The following is a 14,080-nucleotide window of genomic DNA, read 5'->3' as shown; positions in this document are numbered from 1 at the left end:
TTCTCTATGACTTCCCTCACGTTCCAACGGGGCGCATGCCGAGGACGGCGGCGAGCACGGCAGCGGTCCGGCGACGCCGTTGCCTGCCGTCAGCACGTGAGCGGGCGCCGCCACTGTGCGGGCGGCCCTGGCGAGACTCCGCGCAGGTCGGAACGACGCCGCTGACCAGTCGGTGTCGGCGTCATTTGCCCGAGATCATGACGTCGGCTTGTGAGTGCGGCGCGTTCGCCCGGTCGGCGGGCGGAACCGCGACCATGTCGACACCGCGGCCGCTCGGTGTCGGGCCGGGCGAGGCGGGTCCTGCCGGTCCGACGGCCTCGTCGGGGAGATGGTGCCTGCCTCTCAGCCAAAGGCAGGCAGGGCGAGAGCGACGGTGCCCCAACCGATGAGGGCAGTGACCGGCCGTGAGGACGAGCGGCACGGGCAGGTGAGGACTGTTGCGTATTACTCGCGCTCTCTCAGGCCAGTGCCAGGAAGCGCTCGATCCGCCCGAGGTCGAGCTCGACGGCGAGCGAGACGGCGATGATCGCGTGGTCGACGTTGGCGGCGAGGATCTGCCCCTCGGACCGCTCGGACGACGTGGAGCGGACGAAGGCCGTACGCCGCGGCAGATACGTGCGCACATAGCGCGGGCTGCCGTCCGCGTCCACGGCTGCCCAGTCCCCGGTGCAGATCACCCGCATCGGGTCGTGCGGGGTCACGAACGCGGTGTCGGCCCGGACGATCCCGTCCGCGGTGACCACGTCGCACTGCCCCCGGTCGACGCGTACGACCCGCCCGGGCACCAGGCCCTGGTCCGTGTACGGAGCGAACTCGGCGGCGATTCCCTCGTCCCAACCGTACGGGGACAACGGGTGCGACGCGGACGAGGAAGAGAGAGAAGCGAAAGAAGTGGAAGAAGAGGAAGAAGAGGAAGAGAGGGAGGAGGACAAGGGGTAACCCTTCACAAGGGTGGCCCCGGCACACGCGCACGGTCGTGGGCGTGTGAAGTGACGAGGAAGGTCAGCCGGAGACCACGGAGACGAGATCGAGGATCTTCTGGTTCTGGGCAGCGCCCAGCGCAACGACGGTCGTCAATGTCCTCACCTCCGGTTCTTCTCGAACGGCAACGGGACACACCCTAGTCACGCCCCTCCCGGGCGCGCCAGCGAATATCCGGGCCGTCGGCCGCAGCCCGTCGAGGCGTCAGGACGTGACGGTCGCCGGGAGTTCGGGCCCCGTGGGCCGCTGCCCTGCCGCGAGCGGCAGCGTGAGCACCATCGTCATTCCCCCGCCGGGCGTGTCCTCCGCGCTCAGCGTCCCGCCCATCGCCTCCGCGAAACCGCGGGCGACGGCGAGGCCGAGCCCGACGCCGGAGCCGCGCGGGACGTCGCCGTACCGCTGGAAAGCGGCGAAGATCCGCTCCTTCGCCTCGTCCGGGACACCGCTGCCGCGGTCCACGACCCGTAGCTCGACACGGTCCGCGATCGCGCTCGCCGCCACGAGGACCCGCTCCCCGTCCGGGCAGTACTTGACGGCGTTCTCGACGACGTTGGCGACGGCCCGCTCCAGCAGCCCGCGGTCGACGGCGACCATCGGCAGCGTCTCGGGGATGTCCAGGACGACACTGCCCTCCGCCACACCGACGAGGGCCATGGGGACGACCTCGTCGAGGTCGGTCTCGCGGATCACGGGGATGACGATGCCGGTGTCCAGCCGGGACATGTCGAGCAGGTTGCCGACCAGGTTGTCGAGCCGGTCCGCGCCTGCCTCGATGCCCTCGAGGAGCTCGGCCTGATCCTCCTCGGACCACTCGACGTCGTCGGAGCGGAGCGAGCTGACCGCGGCCTTGATGGCCGCGAGCGGGGTGCGCAGATCGTGGCTGACGGCCGCGAGCAGGGACGTACGGATCTTGTTGCCCTCGGCGAGCTTGCGGGCCTCCTCGGCCTCGCCGACCAGGCGCTGGCGGTCGAGGACGACGGCGGCCTGGGCCGCGAAGGCGCCGAGCACGCGGCGGTCCTCGGCGGGCAGCACCCGCCCGGTCAGCGCGAGCGCCAGGTGGTCACCTACGGGCATGTCGACATCGGCGGCCTCGGGGCGGTCGACGGGAGCGGGTCCCACGCTGCCCGCGCACACCCAGGGATCCACGTCGCTCGAACGCTCCAGCAGGGCCACCGACTCCATGCCGAACGTCTCGCGCACCCGCTCCAGCAATGCCTCCAGGCTCGTCTCCCCGCGCAGCACATTGCCGGCCAGGAACGACAGCATCTCCGACTCGGCGCGCAGCCAGGCCGCCTGATGGGTGCGCCGGGCCGCGATGTCGACGACCCAGGCGACCGAGATCGCCACACCCACGAAGATGACGAGAGCGACGAGGTTCCTCGGGTCGGCGATCGTCAGCCGATGGATCGGTGGCGTGAAGTAGTAGTTCAGCAGCAGGGATCCGAACCCGGCGGACGCCAGAGCGGGGACGAGCCCGCCGAGCAGCGCCGCGGCCACGGTCAGCGACAGGAACAGCAGGACGTCGTTGGCAAGCCCCAGATCGGGACCGACCTCCAGCAGCAGGGTCAGCAGGGCGGGCCCCACGATGCCGACGAACCAGCCCCAGAGGATCCGGGAGCGGCCGAGCCGGGCACCCCGTTGTGCCAGGGGCCGACCACGCCCGCGGCCCGCCTCGTCGTGGGTGACGATGTGGACGTCGAGGTCGGGCCCCGACTCACGGGCGACGGTCGCGCTGACGCCGGGCCCGAAGGCGTACTGCCAGGAGCGCCGGCGGCTCACGCCGAGCACGATCTGGGTGGCGTTGACGCCCCGCGCGAAGTCCAGCAGCGCCGTGGGCACATCGTCGCCGATGACGTGGTGGAAGGTCCCGCCGAGATCCTCGACCAGGGTGCGCTGGACCGCCAGCTCCTTCGGGGAGGCGGACGTCAGGCCGTCGCTGCGGGCGATGTAGACGGCGAGCACCTCGCCACCGGCGCCCTTCTCCGCGAGCCGGGCGGCACGGCGCAGGAGAGTGCGCCCCTCGGGGCCGCCGGTGAGTCCGACGACGATGCGCTCGCGAGAGCCCCAGATCCTGGAGACCCGGTGTTCGGTCCGGTACTCCTGCAGATACTCGTCGACGCGGTCGGCGACCCAGAGCAGGGCCAGCTCGCGCAGAGCGGTGAGGTTCCCGGGCCGGAAGTAGTTGGACAGGGCCGCATCGACCTTGTCCGGCTTGTAGATGTTGCCGTGCGCCATGCGGCGGCGCAGCGCCTGCGGGGACATGTCGACCAGCTCGATCTGGTCGGCACGGCGCACGACTTCGTCGGGGACGGTCTCCCGCTGCCGCACGCCCGTTATCGACTCGACGACATCGCCGAGCGACTCCAGGTGCTGGATGTTGACGGTCGAGACGACGTCGATGCCGGCCGCGAGGAGCTCCTCGACGTCCTGCCAGCGCTTGGCGTTGCGCGAACCCGGCACGTTCGTGTGCGGCAACTCGTCCACCAGGGCGACGGCGGGACGGCGCCGAAGCACCGCGTCGACGTCCATCTCCGTGAAAGTGGTGCCGCGGTACTCCAGCGTCCGGCGCGGGATCTGCTCCAGGCCGTGCAGCATGACCTCGGTCCGCGGCCGGTCGTGGTGCTCCACGAACGCCACGACACAGTCGGTGCCTCGTTCAACCCTGCGGTGGCCCTCGGAAAGCATCGAGTACGTCTTGCCGACGCCCGGTGCCGCGCCCAGGTAGATCCGCAGTTTGCCGCGTCCCATGTGTCTCCAGCAGATGGCGTTCGGTCGGGGTCATCGGGACGTCGCTGCGCTGCCCGCGCTCCCGACCTGCTGTCACACGGACCGGCGAACGGGCCCCCAAGAGGAAACCGCTCTTCTGTCACGACACGGACGCCCTTGACACATTCCATACGGGCCGGAGGTGCTTCTTGACGCGTTCCGTATGCGCCTGCGCCGTGCCCGGGGCGTCACAGGGCTCTGCGGCCCGACGAATGCGGCTGGACACCGGTCATCAGGGTCCGCGCCTCGTGGTCGCGAGCACCACCTGGTCACCGGCGCGCACCACTCTCCCGTGCGGCGGGTGCCGGTCGAAGCCCGGCGGGCCGAGCCGGAACCGGGCGAGAGTGTCGGTCGACGAGGAGGACGCAAGGCGTGATCCGGGGGAGCCGACGGCGAGGACGCGCCATTCGTTCTTCCGGAACGCCCGCGGGCCGACGGGTTCCGTCTCGTACGCGAGTTCGCCGTCAAGGTTCCGTATGGACGCCCGGCGCACGGGCATCACCGGCTTGGCCGGCGCCTTCGGTGATGGTGACGGTGTCGGCGAAAGGCAGGGCCAGGACCATCGTCAGGCCGCCTCCCGGAGTGTCCTCCGGCGTGAGCGTGCCGTTCATCGCCTCGGCCAGGCCGCGGGCGAGGGCCAGGCCGAGGCCGATGCCGGTGGTGTTGTCGGTGTCCCCCAGCCGCTGGAACGGTTCGAAGATCCGCTCCCGGTCGGTGGGCGGGAGTCCGGGGCCGCGGTCGACGACGCGCAGTTCGACCTGGCCGGCGAGGGCGCTCGCGGTGATCAGCACCGGACGGTCGGGCGGGGCGTAGCGGGCGGCGTTGGTCACGAGGTTGGCGATCACCCGCTCGAGCAGCGGCGGATCGGCGAGCACGGGCGGGATCTCCTCCAGGTCCTGCACCACAGGCGGCGCCGCCTCCGGAGGCAGCGAGTCCAGGGCCGCGGGCAGCACCTCCTCCAGGGCGGTCGCGCGCAGGTCGAGGCTGAGCGCACCGGCCTGGAGCCTGCTCATGTCCAGAAGGTTGTCGATCAGACGGCTGAGCCGGGCCATGGACTCGTCGGCGGTGGCCAGCAGTTCGTCCTGCTCCTCCTCCGAGAACCGCACGTCCGGGCTGCGCAGCGAGCCGACGGCGGCCCAACCCGCGGCGAGCGGGGTGCGCAGGTCGTGGCTCACCGCCGCGAGCAGCGCGGTGCGCATGCGGTCGGCGGCCCTGACCGGTTCGACCTCGGCCGCGGCCTCGGCGAGCCTGGCCCGTTCGACGGCCGCGGCGACGTGAGCGGCGAAGGCGGCGAGCACCCTGCGCTCGGACGACGGCAGGGCGCGGCCGCGCAGCAGGAGGTGGAGGCCGGGGCCGACAGGGACCTGGGTCGCCGCGGGGTCGTCGACCTGCTGCTCGACGAGCTCGGCGGAGTCCATCCCGAAGGTCTCCTGGGTGCGGGTCAGCAGCGCGGGGATGGCCTGGTCGCCGCGGACGATGGACCCGGCGAGCGAGGACAGGGTCTCCGCCTCGGCGGTGGCCCGGGCCGCGCGCCGCGACAGTCGCAGGGACCGGTCGACGATCCCGGCCACCGTGCCTGCGACGACCGCGAACACGGCGAGCGCGAGCATGTTGTCCGGATCGCTGAACGAGAACTCGCCGATCGGCGGTATGAACCAGTAGTTGAGCAGCAGCGATGCGGTCAGTGCGGCGATCAGGGCGGAGACGACCCCGCCGATGCAGGCAACGCCGACCACGGTCATCAGGTACAGCAGCGTCTCGCTGGTGAGATTGAGGCTGCCGCGGAACTGGTGGAGCACGAGGGTGAGGAGGACGGGCAGGACCAGGCCCGCCACGGGACCTGCGACGAGCCGCGAGGTGGGCAGCGTACGCCGCCGGGAGGGCAGGAGCCTGCCCTGTCCGGCCCGCTCGTGCGTGACCATGTGGACGTCGATGCCGGCGGAGAGGGCGACGGTCGTCTCGCCGATGCCGCGTCCCGTGAGGAAGCGTTCGAGGCGACGGCGCCTGCTGGTGCCGAGGACGAGCTGGGTCGCGTTCTCGGCACGCGCGAACTCCACCAGCGCGGTGGACACGTCGTCCCCCACGACCGAGTGGTAGCTCCCGCCGAGACTCTCGACGAGGCGCCGCTGCCGGGCGAGCGCGGAGTGCGAGGAGCCTCCGGCCAGTCCGTCGCTGCGGGCGACGTGGACGGCGAGCAGCGCGCCGCCCCGGGCCGAGCGTGCGGCGATCCGGGCGGCCCGGCGGATCAGCGTGTCGCCCTCCGGCCCGCCGGTCAGCGCGACGACGACCCGCTCGCGGGTCTCCCACACACGGCCGATGCCGTGCTCCGAGCGGTACTTCTGGAGCGCCTCGTCGACCCGGTCGGCCACCCACATCAGCGCGAGTTCGCGCAGCGCGGTGAGATTGCCCGCCCGGAAGTAGTTGGCGAGCGCGGCGTCGTTCTTCTCGGGCGGGTAGATGTTGCCGTGGGCCATCCTGCGGCGCAGCGCCTCGGGGGGCATGTCCACGAGCTCGATCTGGTGTGCGCGGCGTACGAAGTCGTCGGGGACCGTCTCGTGCTGCGGAACCCTGGTGATCTTCTCGACGACGTCGTTGAGCGACTCGAGGTGCTGGACGTTGACGGTGGCGACGACGTCGATGCCGGCGGCCAGCAGCTCCTCGACGTCCTGCCAGCGCTTGGCGTTGCGGCAGCCGGGGACGTTGGAGTGGGCGAGTTCGTCGATCAGCACGACCTCGGGGTGGCGCCGGAGCACGGCGTCCAGGTCGAGCTCGGGGTAGGTGCCGCCCCGGTACTCGCATCGGGCCCGGTCCAGGACCTCCAGGCCGTCGAGCATGGCCTCGGTGTGAGCGCGGGCGTGGCACTCGGCGTAGCCGACGACCACGTCGGTGCCGCGCGCGGCCCTGCGCCGGCCCTCGTCGAGCATCCGGTACGTCTTGCCGACGCCGGGGGCTGCACCGAGGAAGACCTTGAGGCTTCCCGGGCGGGGCGTCTTCGGAGGGGTCGCGTGCACCGTGCCGGGCGTTGCTGCGGGCGCGGTGCCCGGCGGTTCGTCGAGCTTCAGAACTTCTCCGGGCGGATCAGGGCGGCTACCAGGTAGCCGACAAGGCAGACGGCAACGATGAGTCCGACGACGTTCTCCACGCCCATGAGCGACCAACTCCTCGTGTCCGCATGTTTCTTGGAGTATCGGATCGTGGTACAGAGAATCGCTCCCCGACCGCGGCGCACAGTCACCTTGACGGCTCTCTGGCGCCGACCGCGTCAATGCTGACGCTGTCTTGACGACTCCCATACGGATGAGGTGAGTCCGGCGTGCCGGGAAGTCTGGTCGGCGGTGGGGGACCGCATGGCCCCTGTCCGAATCCCTGCGCGCGGCATGCGCAGCGTCGGAACGGTCCTGGTCCTTGTCGTGCTCGCGACCGCCGTGGCGACCGGTGCCCGCCGCTGGCGTATCCCCGCACCCTCGCTGCTCGTCGTCACCGGTCTGGCCGTCGCCCTGATACCGGGTGTCCCCGAGGTCCGGATGAGCCCCGAGGCCATCGGCCTCGTGGTGCTTCCGCCGCTGCTGTACGCGAGCGCCGAGGAGCTGTCGTGGCGGGAGCTGCGGGCGGTGTGGAAGCCGGTCGGTGTGCCGGCGGTCGGGCTGGTACTGGCGACCGCGGCCGCGGTCGGCGCGGTGGCGTCCAGCCTCACCCCGCTGTCGTGGCAGATGGCGTTCGTGCTCGGCGCGGTGCCGGCCAGCACGGATCCGGTGGCGGTCACTGCGCTGGGGCGGCGGCCGGCGCTGCCGCCACCGCACGGTGCAGGGCAGGATCAAGCCCGTCCGGCGCTCAAGGCCGGGCACCCGGGCCGACCGGGACGGCACCCGGCTCGCCCCTCACACGGCGGAGCGCACCACAGGCGCGCTCTCAGCGGAACTCGGCGAGCCGCGGGCGCAGGCCCAGTGCCGTCAGTGCTGCCGCGGCGAGCAGGGCCGCGCCGGCCGCCGGCAGCAGCCAGGCCACCGCGCTCCTGCCGTCCCGGACCGCGTTCGCGAACGCCCCCCGGTTGATCCCGGTCACCCGGTCGAGCGCCGCCATCCACTCGCCGAAGTGCGCGTTCGACATCCCCGGCTCCCAGCTGATGCAGAACTCGACGGCCTCCCGAACCTTGCCCTGAACCACCAGGGACCTGATCGTGCGGTCGTCTCGCTGATAGACGGCGTACCGTTCGACCGTCTCCTCCGCGGCCTCCCGCTCCCCGGCGAAGGTGATGTTGTCCAGCTCTCGGCGGAACTCGCCCGTGAAGACCCGGTCCTCGTGGTCGGCCCGGTAGCGCGCCCAGGTCTCGTCGAGTTTCCTGTCGTACGTGGCGAGCTCCGCACCCTCGATGCCGTAGAGCTGCTGCGACTTGGCGAGGAAACTCTGCTCGTAGGAGTCACGGCGGGCGGGATCGAGCAGATAGCGGCTCTCGTCGGCGTTCGCGTCGTAGGCGATCGCGCGGGCGCGGGACAGGGCGACGACGGAGTCGAAGGCGTCGCGTCGGGCGACCCGCAGCTGCTCGCCGGATGCGGTGACGAATTGGAGACCGAGGACGAGGGCGGTGAGCGCGCAGACGGTGGCGGCCAGCAGGGCCGGGTTGAGGACGCGGTGGAAGCGCCGCCCCACGTACCACTGGAGCAGTACGAGGACCGCGAGCAGCGCAAGGCCCAGCCCGAGCAGCACGGCCGTCCGGTCGGCGAGGTCGGAGCGCTCGGAGGCGTAAGTCGCTTCGAACGCCGCATTGTTGGCCTCGACGAGCCGGCGCGCCTCGGGCAGAAGCCGGTCGGAGAGCAGATCGGTGGCGGCCCGGTAGTCGATGAGGGCGTCCGCCGCGCCACCGGACCGGCTCGCGTTCTCGAGTGCCCGGCCCAGCAGCTCCTGGTAGCGGGCGAAGTCGGCGGTGAGCGTCTCCACGGTGCGCTGCGCCTTCGGATCGCCCTCGGCGGCGACGGCGAGCGTGCGCAGTTCGTGGCTGATGGTGCCCCGCGCCTCGGTGTAGAGGGTGGTGGCCTTTTCGTACGGGACGGTCAGCCGGCCCTCACCCGCGTCGCCGCCTGCGAGCAGGATGTTGGCGGCCTGGGCGTCCATGTCGTTGAGTGCGAGGTTGAGATCGGCGGCGCTCACGGTCTGCGGAGCGTGCCGGCCGGCGACCGGGTCCCAGGTCCGCGAGGCGGCGAGCCCGGTGACGAGGAGCAGCACACCGCAGGCGACGGCCATGAGGAGGGTCACGGCGCGCAGCAGGCGCAACCGGGCGGGCAGGGTGGCCCAATAGCGTCGGCGTAACGTGTCCGCGAGGGCTCGGGCCCGCGTGACGACGGGGACCGAGGGCCGCCCCGGTCGCGGACCCTCTCGTGACCGCGGGCCGGGACGGACCTCTTCCAGGACGACCGGCTGTGGCTCCTGCACGACACCAGTCCTGGCCCCCGCTTCCGGACTGCGCGTACCTCCAGCGGTGATGGTCACTCGCCCTCCACGTCACGCCACGGACGGTCGTCCGCTCCCCCTTGGCGCTCAGTCTGCGGCTGCTTTCGGTCACCCCCGCAAGCGCTGACGCGTCCCTGATGCGCCTTCGGCACGACTTGACGCGTCCTTGACGAGGAATGACAGGGTGCCGTTAAGGGCGCACAAGTTCGCCCCGCATCAGGCCCTTTGAGCCCCTGCGGGGCATTAGATTCCACTGCGGCCGCCGGAGACCGTGGACGTCAGTGGCATGACAGAGCTCCGGCCGAACCTTCGGCCAGGGGGTGTCCCGAACCATCGGGACATTCGCCCGGTCTCCGGCGGACGAGCCGCGGCGGCGCCTCGTCGGCCTGCTGCTGCGCGCCCGTGAACCGCCCTGTCGTCGCCGGGGCCCAGGCGACGACAGGGCCCGGCGGCCACCCCCCGTCCCCTCGGCTCAGCCGAACCCACCAGAAGGTCTCCGCGATGCATCCCGCCGCGCCCCAACAGGCGCCCACGATCCCGAGGTCTCCCGATCCGGCCGGCCCTGCGTCCGGTCACCGCCCGAGCCGCAGGCGTGCGGGCCAGAGCGGGCTCTTCGATCCCGTACAGCTGCTGAAATCGTTCCCCGACGCGCTGCGCAAGCTCCATCCGCGGGCACTGGTGAAGAACCCGGTGCTGTTCGTCGTCGCGGTCGGATCGGTGCTCACCACGTTCTCCGCGCTGGTCCACCCGTCCGTCTTCACCTGGGTGATCAGCGTCTGGCTCTGGCTGACGGTGATCTTCGCGAATCTGGCGGAGGCGGTCGCCGAGGGCCGCGGCAAGGCACAGGCCGAGTCGCTGCGCCGGGCGCGTACGGACACGGTCGCGCTGCGGCTGCGCCACTGGCGCTACGGCACCGATCTGGATCTGGCGGACACGGAGGCCGTCGCCGCGACCGATCTCAAGCTCTTCGACTTCGTCCTCGTCGAGGCGGGCGAGCTGATCCCCGCCGACGGCGATGTCGTCGCCGGTGTCGCGGCCGTCGACGAGTCCGCCGTCACCGGTGAATCGGCGCCGGTGATCCGCGAGTCGGGCGGCGACAGGTCCGGGGTGACGGGCGGCACCACGGTGCTGTCCGACCGGATCGTCGTCCGCGTCACGTCGCGGCCCGGGCACTCGTTCCTGGACCGGATGATCGCCCTCGTCGAGGGCGCGTCCCGGCAGAAGACGCCGAACGAGATCGCGCTCAACATCCTGCTCGCCTCGCTGACCGTCATCTTCGTGCTGGTGGTCGTCACGCTCCAGCCGATGGCCGGTTTCGCGAACGCCGCCCAGTCCACCACCGTGCTGGTCGCCCTCCTGGTCACGCTGATCCCGACCACGATCGGCGCCCTGCTCTCGGCGATCGGCATCGCGGGCATGGACCGGCTCGTCCAGCGCAACGTGCTCGCCATGTCGGGCCGGGCGGTCGAGGCCGCCGGTGACGTCAACACCCTGCTCCTGGACAAGACGGGCACCATCACCCTCGGCAACCGCGAGGCGGTCTCCTTCGTCCCGCTGCCCGGTGTCGACGAGCTCGTCCTCGCGGACGCCGCCCAGTTGTCGTCGCTCGCCGACGAGACTCCGGAGGGCCGCTCGGTGGTGGTCCTGGCCAAGAAGAAGTACGGGCTGCGCGCCCCCGCCGAAGGGGAGCTCGCACACGCCCGGTTCGCGGAGTTCAGTGCCCAGACCCGGATGAGCGGCATCGATCTGCACTGGGACAACGGCGCCGCCTGCCACATCCGCAAGGGCGCGGCCGCACAGGCGATCGCCTGGGTGGAGATGCGCGGCGGGCGTGTGCCCGGCGAGGCCCGCGAATGGTCCGACGCGATCTCCACCGGGGGCGGTACGCCGCTGGTGGTGGCCGTCCACGACTGGGACGGGCCGCGCGTCCTCGGCATCATCCACCTCAAGGACGTCGTCAAGGAGGGGATCCGCGAACGCTTCGACGAGCTGCGCCGCATGGGCATCCGTACGGTGATGATCACGGGTGACAACCGGCTGACCGCCAAGGCGATCGCCGAAGAGGCGGGCGTCGACGACTTCCTCGCGGAGGCCACTCCCGAGGACAAGATGGCGCTCATCAAGCGGGAGCAGGCCGGCGGCAAGCTCGTCGCGATGACGGGTGACGGCACCAACGACGCCCCGGCGCTGGCCCAGGCGGACGTCGGTGTGGCGATGAACACCGGTACCTCGGCCGCCAAGGAGGCCGGGAACATGGTGGACCTCGACTCCAACCCGACCAAGCTCATCGAGATTGTCGAGATCGGCAAGCAGCTCCTCATCACGCGCGGCGCACTGACGACCTTCTCCATCACGAACGATGTGGCGAAGTACTTCGCGATCATCCCCGCGATGTTCGCGGGCGCCTACCCGGGCCTGGAGGCGCTCAACGTCATGGGACTGCACAGCCCGACCTCGGCGATCGCCTCCGCCATCATCTTCAACGCCCTGATCATCGTGGCGCTGATCCCGCTGGCGCTGCGCGGTGTGCGCTACACGCCGGCCTCCGCGCACGACCTGCTGCGGCGCAACCTCGCGGTGTACGGACTCGGCGGCCTGGTCCTGCCCTTCGTCGGCATCAAGCTGATCGACCTCGTGGTCTCGACGATTCCCGGGCTGGGCGGCTGAGCCGTTCCACCGTCAGGGGAACGTCAGGGGCCTGCGGTTGCGCTTGTCCCCGCACACTCCGACAGGGTTCGATGGAAAGCGTGAACAGCGAGTGGCTTCTGCTCGACCGGCCGCCGAATACGGCGCCCCGTCGTGCGCCCCGCTGCCCGGAATCGCTCGCCTCCTCCCTCCTGCGCCCTCATGGGCGCGGGGGGACACGCTGACGCGCATTCCGTAGCCCCAGGGGCGCCGTGACTCTGTCCGGCGCCCCTTTTTCATGCCCGTAGAGCATCACGTACCCATGGAAGATCCATGCCTGAATTCAACGTTTTGTCCCGTACTGTCCTGGTGACCGGAGCCACCTCCGGCATCGGCTTCGAGACCGCGCGGCTCCTCGCCGAGCGTGGCGCCACCGTTCTCGTCCACGGCCGCACCGCCGAGGAGGCGGGGGCCGCCGTCGACGCGCTCGTCGCCACCGCCGGGATCGACATGGCGCGCCTGTGCGCGTTCTCCGCGGACTTCTCCCATCTCGAAGAGGTCGAGACGATGGCCGCCCGCGTCGCCGCCGAGCACCCGCACCTGGACGTCCTCGTCAACAACGCGGCCGTCGCCGCCCCCGAGCACCACACGATCACGGCCGACGGCAACGAGCTGGCGTTCCAGGTCAACTTCCTGGCGCACTACCTCCTCACCAGCCTCCTGGAGCAGGCGCTCACCAGCGAGCCGGGCGGCCGCGTCGTCAACGTGTCCTCCTCGCTCCACCGCACCGCGTCCATCCAGTGGAGCGACCCCAACCGGGCGCGCCGCTACTCCCGGCTGGCCGCATATGCCCAGTCGCAGCTGGCGCTGACCGTCTTCGCCGCCGACCCGCGCGTGACGGCCGTCTCGATCCACCCGGGCATCTGCGAGACCGGGCTGCTCCCGCTCTACGCCCACCAGGGCGCCACGCCCGCCGAGGGCGCCGCCCACATCGTGCGGCTGTGCGACCCGTCGGTCGAGATCGTCAACGGCGCCTACTACGACCGCGACCAACGCGTCGAGCCTGCGCCCGGCTCCACCGAGGAGCGCACGGTCAAGCGCCTCACCAAGCTCGCGGACGTCCTCGTCCACCAGAACGCCTGAAGGGAAACCCCACCTCCATGTCCAAACGCGCACGCAAGAAGAGGGCCCGCCGCAAGAAGAAGGCGAACCACGGCCGCAAGGCGGGCCAGCGCTGAACCCCGCGGGGGCGGCCCCGTCCGGTCCGCCCCCGCATCCGTTCCCGCCCCACTCCCCCGTGTCCGTATCCGCTCGCCCACGAGGAGACCCGACCCCGTGATCACTCTCGCGCAGCACCAACTCCCCGACCTCGGCGGCCGCTTCCCCGCCGGAGCCCCGGGACCCGCCGCGCTGCCCGAGCACGTACGCGTCACCGGCATCGGCCGGTGGTGGGCGGACCGCGCCGTGGAGCCCCAGGCCGTCGCCGTCAGCTGCGCGGACCAGGCCGTGCTCAGCGGCAACCCCGGCGCACTGTCCCCGGAGACCGTCGTACCGCTCGCAGGCCACCGCATCGTCGCGCCCGCCTCCTTCCTTCCGGTCCTCGGCGCCGCCTTCGGACGGATCCATCCGTGGGAGCGCATGGTGTACCTGCACCGGGCACCCGCCGCCGCGCCCCGCCCGCCGCGCGGTGTGACCGTGCGTCGGCTGGCCCCGGGCGACGCCCCGGCGCTCGCCGCGATCGAGCCGGGTCTGGCGTGGATCCACGCCAGCTGGGGCGGCCCCGCGGGGCTCGCCTCCTCCGGCGTGGGCTGGGCGGCCTTCCACAGGTCCGAGATCCTTGCCGTGGCCTGCACGTACTTCCTCGGCAGCGCGTACGAGGACATCGCCTGCGCCACCGTGCCGGGAAACCGCCGCCGGCATCTGGGGCTCGCCTGCGTCACGGCGCTCTGCGAGGACATCGCCTCCCGGGGCCACTGCCCGAGCTGGACGTGCTCGCGGGACAACCGCCCGAGCCGACTGCTGGCCTGGTCCGCCGGTTTCCGGCTGGAGTACGAATACGTGCACTACGCAGCCGGGCAGCCCCTTTCCCCGTACGCGCCTGACGTCGCCGCCTGAGGGCGTCCGTACCCGGCTGTCCCGGGCTGTTCCCCGCCGTCCCAGGCAGTTCCCCGCCCGCCCCGGCCGCACCGCCGTCTGCGGTGGCGACCCTCCTGATTCTGTTGAAGGGTGTGGAGGGAGTGATTCCTGCGCGGGGATGACATGG

The 14,080-nt window shown here is 71.6% G+C and carries 9 protein-coding genes and 2 pseudogenes; 5 read left to right on the top strand and 6 right to left on the bottom strand.

Annotation, left to right across the window (positions count from 1 at the left end; translation table 11 throughout):
- Nucleotides 1–461 precede the first annotated feature (461 nt).
- The 5 genes and pseudogenes from ABT078_RS00675 to kdpF form a co-directional block, all read right to left on the bottom strand.
- Nucleotides 462–947 (bottom strand): annotated as a pseudogene (locus ABT078_RS00675) (ribosome small subunit-dependent GTPase A); the annotation flags it as partial.
- Between the two features lie 238 nt (nt 948–1,185).
- The gene (locus tag ABT078_RS00670; RefSeq protein ID WP_351222299.1) at nt 1,186–3,729 is read right to left on the bottom strand and encodes an ATP-binding protein; all 2,544 of its coding nucleotides are present in this window, start codon (nt 3,727–3,729) and stop codon (nt 1,186–1,188) included.
- Nucleotides 3,730–3,979: 250 nt separating this feature from the next.
- Nucleotides 3,980–4,240, bottom strand: a complete 261-nt coding sequence (locus tag ABT078_RS00665) for a hypothetical protein (RefSeq protein WP_351222297.1) — start codon at nt 4,238–4,240, stop codon at nt 3,980–3,982.
- Nucleotides 4,212–6,758 (bottom strand): sensor histidine kinase, encoded by a 2,547-nt coding sequence (locus ABT078_RS00660; protein WP_351222295.1) that lies wholly within the window; start codon nt 6,756–6,758, stop codon nt 4,212–4,214. Before ABT078_RS00660 ends, ABT078_RS00665 begins: the two co-directional genes overlap by 29 nt.
- 47 nt (nt 6,759–6,805) lie before the next feature.
- Nucleotides 6,806–6,895 carry a K(+)-transporting ATPase subunit F gene (kdpF, locus tag ABT078_RS00655; RefSeq protein ID WP_351222293.1) on the bottom strand — a complete coding sequence of 30 codons (90 nt, stop codon included), beginning with the start codon at nt 6,893–6,895 and terminating at the stop codon, nt 6,806–6,808.
- Between the two features lie 229 nt (nt 6,896–7,124).
- Here kdpF and ABT078_RS00650 point away from each other — a divergent pair.
- A pseudogene (locus tag ABT078_RS00650) lies at nt 7,125–7,541 on the top strand (cation:proton antiporter domain-containing protein); the annotation flags it as partial.
- 115 nt (nt 7,542–7,656) lie between these two features.
- Here ABT078_RS00650 and ABT078_RS00645 read toward each other — a convergent pair.
- Nucleotides 7,657–9,174, bottom strand: coding sequence for a GlnX family signal transduction membrane protein (locus ABT078_RS00645; RefSeq protein WP_351222291.1), 1,518 nt, complete (start codon nt 9,172–9,174; stop codon nt 7,657–7,659).
- A gap of 519 nt (nt 9,175–9,693) precedes the next feature.
- Here ABT078_RS00645 and kdpB point away from each other — a divergent pair.
- The 4 genes from kdpB (at nt 9,694) to ABT078_RS00630 (ending at nt 13,932) form a co-directional block, all read left to right on the top strand.
- Nucleotides 9,694–11,859: a potassium-transporting ATPase subunit KdpB gene (gene kdpB / locus ABT078_RS00640; protein ID WP_351222289.1), complete on the top strand. Its 2,166-nt coding sequence runs from the start codon at nt 9,694–9,696 to the stop codon at nt 11,857–11,859.
- 291 nt (nt 11,860–12,150) lie between these two features.
- The gene (locus ABT078_RS00635) at nt 12,151–12,960 is read left to right on the top strand and encodes an SDR family NAD(P)-dependent oxidoreductase (protein WP_351222287.1); all 810 of its coding nucleotides are present in this window, start codon (nt 12,151–12,153) and stop codon (nt 12,958–12,960) included.
- A gap of 17 nt (nt 12,961–12,977) precedes the next feature.
- On the top strand, nt 12,978–13,055 hold the full coding sequence (locus ABT078_RS42575) for a 50S ribosomal protein bL37 (protein WP_381951490.1): 78 nt from the start codon (nt 12,978–12,980) through the stop codon (nt 13,053–13,055).
- 97 nt (nt 13,056–13,152) lie between these two features.
- Nucleotides 13,153–13,932 carry a GNAT family N-acetyltransferase gene (locus tag ABT078_RS00630; protein WP_351222285.1) on the top strand — a complete coding sequence of 260 codons (780 nt, stop codon included), beginning with the start codon at nt 13,153–13,155 and terminating at the stop codon, nt 13,930–13,932.
- Nucleotides 13,933–14,080: the final 148 nt, after the last annotated feature.

This window comes from Streptomyces sp. NPDC002133 (assembly GCF_040296405.1).
In the GTDB taxonomy this organism is placed as follows: domain Bacteria; phylum Actinomycetota; class Actinomycetes; order Streptomycetales; family Streptomycetaceae; genus Streptomyces.
The sequence above is the reverse complement of the archived record's forward strand: the minus strand, read 5'-3'. Positions and strand labels throughout refer to the sequence as shown.